This is a genomic window from Microbacterium sp. ProA8 (genome assembly GCF_039905635.1).
GTDB lineage: Bacteria > Actinomycetota > Actinomycetes > Actinomycetales > Microbacteriaceae > Microbacterium > Microbacterium chionoecetis.
Window position 1 is genome coordinate 3377800 of sequence record NZ_CP157000.1, and the last position, 6723, is coordinate 3384522.

General features: G+C 72.1%; 4 protein-coding genes. 3 read left to right on the forward strand and 1 reads right to left on the reverse strand.

What is annotated here, in order from left to right:
• Positions 1-51 precede the first annotated feature (51 nt).
• Complete coding sequence (locus ABG085_RS15280) at positions 52-690, reverse strand: TetR/AcrR family transcriptional regulator (protein ID WP_347976584.1); 639 nt, start codon at positions 688-690, stop codon at positions 52-54.
• A gap of 134 nt (positions 691-824) precedes the next feature.
• Between ABG085_RS15280 and ABG085_RS15285 the strand changes: the two genes are divergently transcribed.
• The 3 genes from ABG085_RS15285 (at position 825) to ABG085_RS15295 (ending at position 6581) form a co-directional block, all read left to right on the forward strand.
• A complete protein-coding gene (locus ABG085_RS15285) occupies positions 825-3842 on the forward strand; it encodes an MMPL family transporter (RefSeq protein ID WP_347976585.1) in 3018 nt (1005 codons plus the stop codon).
• Positions 3839-5896, forward strand: a complete 2058-nt coding sequence (locus ABG085_RS15290; RefSeq protein WP_347976587.1) for a YhgE/Pip domain-containing protein — start codon at positions 3839-3841, stop codon at positions 5894-5896. Before ABG085_RS15285 ends, ABG085_RS15290 begins: the two co-directional genes overlap by 4 nt.
• 181 nt (positions 5897-6077) lie before the next feature.
• Positions 6078-6581, forward strand: coding sequence for a nitroreductase/quinone reductase family protein (locus ABG085_RS15295; protein WP_347976589.1), 504 nt, complete (start codon positions 6078-6080; stop codon positions 6579-6581).
• Positions 6582-6723 lie beyond the last annotated feature (142 nt).

Here is a 6723-nt window from a genome sequence, read left to right on the forward strand (position 1 = left end):
CCGACCGGCCGCCGCTGACCCCGCTCGACGACCGCGCGGCGACGCGTGGAGTCAGAGGGGGTCGACCAGGGCCGTCGACACGCGCGCGGTGCGCTCGTTGACGAGCTGCTGCAGCTCCTCGGCGCTGAGGCCGGTCATGATGCCGAACGCCGACGTGTCTTCCCAGGTCTGCAGGATGATGCCGGCGAACTCCGTCGCCGGCAGCCGCAGCCGGAACCCGTAGGTGCGGGCGAGCTCGTCGATGAACGAGCCGACGCGCTCCACCATCCCCGTCTGCCAGGCGATGTACGTCTCGGCCAGACGCTGGTCGCGCATCGCGCGCGTGCGGATCTCGCTCGTCAGCAGGATGCCCTGCTTCTTGTCGAACGCGACGTCGAGCAGCTGGCGCACCAGCGCGCCCGGCTCGAGATCCTCGCCCCGCTCCTGCAGCACGGCGACGCGCTTGGCGACCTCGTCGATCTTCTCGCCGGCGACGCGCTCGGTCAGGGAGAGCATCAGCTCGTCCTTGGTCTCGAAGTTCGAGTAGAACGCGCCGCGCGTGAATCCCGCGCGCTCGCAGATCGCCTCGACGGATGCCGCGTCCAGGCCGACCTCGGCGAACACCAGTGCGGCGGCATCCAGCAGCTTCTGCCGGGTCGCCTCACGGCGCCGCGACGTTCCGGCCACCTCCACCAGGGGGGTGTCGCTCATGGGGGCCTCCTCCCAGCCAGTCTCACACGCACTACTCAGGTTCGGGCGGGCAACCCGCCTTACGATACACTCATGTATCCGATACAGCGCTGTATCGACACTTCCCGAAACCCTCATCCGTAACCGGAGGCGCTGTGTCGACCCTTCTCTATGCGCTCGGCCGCTGGACGTACCGCCACCCGTGGCGTGTGCTCGTCTCGTGGGTGCTGCTGCTCGCGCTGGCCGGTGGCGGCGCGCTGGTGTTCATGAAGGGCACCGACAACTCGTTCTCGATCCCGGGCACCGAGGCCCAGGAAGGCATCGCGCTGCTGGACCGCAGCTTTCCGCAGGCGAGCGGCACGAGCGCGCAGCTCGTCATCGTCGCCGCGGACGGCGAGCAGGTCGATGAGGAGCCGTACGCCACGGCGATCGACGACACCGTCGCCCACCTCGAGGACCTCGACGGCGTGATCGCCGTCACCGACCCCTTCAACGAGATGGTCACGGGGATGGTCTCGGAGGACGAGTCGGCCGCGATCATCCGCCTGCAGTTCGACGGCCAGGCGACCGATGTGTCGGATGAGACGAAGGAGGGCCTGGAAGACGTCGCCGACGATCTGCGCGAGACCCTGCCCGAGGGATCGCAGGTCGCCATGGGCGGCGACCTGTTCTCGACCTCGGTGCCCGCACTCTCGCTGATCGAGGCCGTGGGCGTGCTCATCGCGCTGTTCGTGCTGATCGTGACGTTCCGCTCGTTCGCGGTGGCGTGGTTCCCGCTCGTGTCGGCGCTCATCGGCGTCGGCCTCGCAATCGCGCTCATCTACGTCTCCACCGCGTTCGCGTCGATCTCGTCGACCACGCCGATGCTGGCGATCATGCTGGGGCTCGCGGTGGGCATCGACTACGCCCTCTTCATCGTCGCCCGGCATCAGGACCAGGTGCGCGCGGGCGTGGAGCCCGAGGAGTCCGCCGCGCGGGCCACCGGCACGGCCGGCTCGGCCGTCGTCTTCGCCGGTGTCACGGTGCTCATCGCGCTCATCGGCCTCGGCTTCGCCGGTATCCCGTTCCTCACGACGATGGGCATCGCGGCCGCCGTCGCCGTCGCGATCGCCGTGATCGTCGCGATCACCCTGACCCCCGCACTGCTCGGCTTCGCGAAGGACCGCGTCGCCGGCTGGGGCCACGGCCGGAAGCGCCGGGGGATGCCTCTCCCCCGCCGCTCCTCGGAGGCCCAGGGCGTGTCGACTCGCAAGCTCGCTCAACGGCCGGGTGGCGATGACGCGGAGACCTCGGATGCGCTGAACGGACCTTCGTCGGAGCAGGCTCAGAGGCGCGCGCGAGCGGCCGCCGAGACTGCGGAGACGCGCGAACAGACCACAATCGCAACCGCTCTCTCACCGGAGGCGGTCGACGCGACCCACGCTCCCGTCAAGAAGACGAACCGCTGGGTGGAGCTGGTCACGAACCACCCCGTCATCACGACCATCGCGGTGGTGCTGACTCTCGGGGTGATGGCGATCCCCGCCGCGAGCCTCGGCCTCGCCCTGCCGAACGCCGGACAGCAGCCCGAGTCGAGCCAGGCGCGCCAGGCCTACGACCTCACCGCCGAGCACTTCGGTCCGGGCGCCAACGGCCCGCTCATCATGACGGGCACCATCGTCACCTCGACCGACCCGCTCGGGCTCATGGCCGACCTCGCCGACGAGGTCGAGAAGGTCCCCGGCGTCAAGGAGGTCGCGCTCGCGACGCCGAACGAGACCGCCGACACAGGCCTCATCCAGATCGTGCCCGAGACCGCTCCCGACGACCCGGCGACCGCCGAGCTCGTGCGTGCGCTGCGCGATCTGGCCCCGGAGCTCGAGGACGAGTACGGCGTCGACCTGAAGGTGACCGGGTTCACTGCCGTCGGCATCGACATCTCGGACCGCCTGGGCGCCGCCCTCCTGCCGTTCGGCGTCTTCGTCGTGGGACTGTCGCTGGTGCTGCTCATGATCGTGTTCCGCTCGATCTGGGTGCCGATCAAGGCCGCCGTCGGCTACTTGCTGTCGGTGCTCGCCGCCTTCGGCGTCGTGGCCGCCGTGTTCGAGTGGGGGTGGGGCGCCGAGCTGCTGCACGTCGACCGCACCGGTCCCGTCATCAGCTTCATGCCGATCATCCTGATGGGCGTGCTGTTCGGGCTCGCGATGGACTACCAGGTGTTCCTGGTCAGCCGCATGCGCGAGGACTACGTGCACGCCCGCCGCGCCGCCGCCGGCCACTCGACGCGCAGCCGCCGGGACATCGCGCTCGGTGCCGTGCGGTCGGGCTTCACCGCTTCGGCGCGCGTCGTCACCGCGGCCGCCGTCATCATGTTCGCGGTGTTCGCCGCGTTCGTGCCCGAGGGCGATGCGTCGATCAAGCCGATCGCACTGGGCCTGGCCGTCGGCATCGCCGTGGACGCGTTCCTCGTGCGCATGACGCTCGTGCCCGCCGTCATGGCGCTCCTCGGCGACAAGGCGTGGTGGATCCCGCGGTGGCTCGACCGGATCCTCCCCCACTTCGACATCGAAGGCGAAGCGGTCGAGCGGGAGCTCTCGCTCGAGGCCTGGCCAGAGCCGAACACGACCGCCGCAGCCGTCGGCGAGGGCGTCGGCGTCCGTGCCGACGCGGGCGGCTCGGCCGGCGAGGTCGTGCTGTTCGAGGATGCCGCCTTCCGCCTCGAGCCCGGCGGCACCCTGATCGCCACCGGCGACCCGCGTGCGGCACGGGCGTTCGCGCTGACCCTGGCCGGGCGGCTCGCGCCGAGTGACGGCCGGCTGCGCGTGGCCGGTCACCTGCTGCCCGAGCGGGCGGCCTGGGTGCGCGCCCACGTCGGGCTCGCGCTGCTCGGCGACGCCGAGGAGCGAGTGCCGGCGCTCCGGCGCGCCCTCGCCGGCAAGGCGACGGTCGTCGTCGTCGAGGGTGTGGACGCCCTCGACGCGGCCGAACGCGACCAGGCGGGCGCGCTGCTGCGCGATGCCGCCGAGGCGCTCCGCCGCGGCGATGCCGACGGCGTACTCACGCTCATCGTGACCTCGCGCACCGAGAGCGCCGCGCTCGCACTCCTCGCCGACGCGCACCGCCCCGAAGTGGCGTCGCTGGCGCTGCACTCGGGCACCCCCCTGACCACCCCCACCGCAGAGGTGAACGCATGACCCCGAACTGGATCACCACGGCCGTCGAGCGCGCGCGCTCGCGCCGGCCCGTCACGTGGCTGACGCTCGTCGGCGTGCTGCTGCTGCCCGTCGTCATCGGCGGCATCCTGGTGGCCGCGCTGTACAACCCGGTCGAGCGCCTCGACAGCCTCACCGCCGCGATCGTGAACGAGGACGAACCCGTCACGATCGACGGGCAGACCGTGCCTCTCGGACGCCAGCTCACCGCCGGCCTGGTCGAGGGATCGGACGAGCTCGACAGCAACCTCACCTGGACGATCTCGAACGAAGAGGATGCCGCGGCCGGCCTCGCCGACGGCACCTACGCCGCGGTCATCACGATCCCCGAGAACTTCTCCGCCGCCGCGACGTCGACGGCCCCGGGCTCGACGCCCGAACAGGCCACCATCGAGGTCACGACCCCGCCCGACAGCCTCATCGTCGACGACGCCATCACCGCGCAGGTCGCGACGGCCGCAGCGTCGAGCATGGGCACACAGCTGTCGAGCGTGTATCTCGAGAACGTGTTCCTCGGCTTCACGACGCTGGGCGACCAGCTCGGCACGGCGGCCGGCGGCGCCGCACAGCTCGCCGACGGCGCGACCCAGGCCGCCGAGGGCGCCGCGCAGCTGCCCGACGGCATCTCGCAGCTCGCCGACGGCAACACGCAGCTCGCGGACGGCGCGGCACAGCTCGCCGACGGCGCCGGGCAGGTCGCCGGTGGAGCGACGTCGCTGCAGTCCGGCCTGACGACGATCGCCGGCAAGACCCGCGAGGCCGCGGCCGGCGCGCAGCAGCTCGCCGACGGCGTGAACGGCGGGGCCGCACAGCTCGAGTCCACCGGGCTCGTGCCCGACCAGCTCTCCGCCGGAGCCGGGATAACCGCGACACTCGCCGGGGACACTGAGACGGCTGCGAGCAAGACCGTCGAGCTCGCCAACAAGTGCCTTGCCGTCAGCACCGACCCGCTCTTCTGCCAGGATCTGATCACGCAGGCCACCATCACCCAGAGAACAGCAGCAGGCGCCGAGCAGGCTGCGCAGGGCCTCTCCGGTGGTCTGACAATGTTCGATCAAGAGGCTACGGCGCAGTTCGCAGCGCAGTTCCGGCAGATCGGCACTGGCGTCTCGACGCTGGGCGGCGGGCTGACTCAGCTCGCCGGCGGCATCGACCAGTCCGCCGCGGGCGCGGGCCAGCTCGCCACCGGCGTCAGCGGCATCCAGGACGGTGCCTCCGGCCTGGCCGACGGTGCGACGCAGCTCGCCGACGGTGCGACGCAGGCGGCCGACGGCGCGACCAGCCTCGCGGACGGCGTCTCTCAGCTTGCGACCGGCACCTCGGAGCTCGCGAGCGGCCTGACGACGGCATCCGAATCCCTGCCGTCGTACACCGACCAGGAGGCGACCGACCTCGCGTCCGTCGTCGCCGACCCGGTCGAGGCCGACGGCGTGGGCACCTCGCTCTTCGGCGCGTCGGCGGTCCCGCTGCTCGCGACCCTCGCACTGTGGTTCGGCGGGCTCGGCACGTTCATCGCGCTGCAGGCCGTGTCGCGCCGCGCGCTCACGTCGCGCCAGCCGTCGGCGCTGCTCACGCTGCGGTCGTTCGCTCCGGCGGCCGGCCTCGGCGCGCTGCAGGGCGCGCTCGTCGCGGGCGTCGTCCAGCTCGCCGCGTCGTACGGCTGGGCCGAATGGTGGGCGCTCTTCGGCGTGTCCGTCGTCGCGGGCATCGCGTTCGCCGCCGTGAACCAGGCGCTCGTCGCGGTGTTCGGCGGAGCCGGGCGCTGGATCTCGGCGCTCATCGGCGTGCTGACCGTCGCGACCGGCGTGGTCTCGACCGTGCCGGGCGTGCTCTCGAGCGTCGCCGGCCTGATGCCGACCTCTCCGGCCTACAACGGCATGCTCGCCGCGCTCACCTCGACCGCGGGCCTCGGCGCCGCTCTCGCCGGCCTGGTGATCTGGACGCTGCTGGCGCTCGTCGCGACGATGATCGTCGTCGCTCGCCGCCGCAGCACCTCGGCGCGCGCGCTGCTGAACGCGACCCCCGCCACCGCGTAGGTCCTCCGCAGGAGAATCCGCGCTCCGCAGGACGGATCCCCCCGGGGGCGGCCTGGGGAAGCAGAGTTCTCCTGCGGAGGCGCGGCGATGCCGCGGCCTGCTCGAACGGCCGGGGCCGCGAGCGGAGAAGATCGGCCGATCGGCCGATGCGCCCGCGCGGAGACGCGGCCATGATCGGCATGTGAGCACCGCATCGCCTCAGACTCCGGCATCCTCGTCCGCGGGATCCGCGCGCATCCCTCCGCGCTGGTTCATCCGCACCGCGTGGGTCGTGCACCGCGCCATCTACAACGTCACGGGTGGACGCCTCGGTCTCCGGCCGCCGACCTCGAAGGTCTGGGGCATGATGCGCCTGCACACGATCGGCCGCCGTTCCGGAGCGCCGCGCGTCGCGATCGTCGCCTATGTCGAGGACGGCCCCGACATCGTCACGATGGCCATGAACGGGTGGGGTGATCCGCCGCCCGCGTGGTGGCTGAACCTGCAGGCCCGGCCCGCGGCATCCATCGATCTTCCCGGCGAGCGACGCGACGTGATCGCCCGCGAGGCACACGGCGAGGAGCGCGAGCGTCTGTGGAACGTGTTCCGCTCACTCGAGGGCGGCGACGACCTCGACGCGCACGCGGCGACCCGCAGCCGCCAGACGCCCCTCGTCGTGCTGGAACCCGCCCGCAGCGACCGCTGAGCCGCGCCCCTGCCGCACCTCCGCGGCGAGTGTCTGCCTCGCGGGCCAACGCGAACCCGCGCCAGGCGGGCTGTCGGCATGACCGGCGGGGTCGGGTCCCTCGGGGGAGAGTGAGACCCGACCCGCCGGAGCCGGCGACTGA

Bases quoted from the DNA above. Each gene is read 5' to 3' on its own strand.
- ABG085_RS15280 (WP_347976584.1), bottom strand. From the start codon at position 690: ATGAGCGACACCCCCCTGGTGGAGGTGGCCGGAACGTCGCGGCGCCGT.
- ABG085_RS15290 (WP_347976587.1), top strand. From the start codon at position 3,839: ATGACCCCGAACTGGATCACCACGGCCGTCGAGCGCGCGCGCTCGCGC.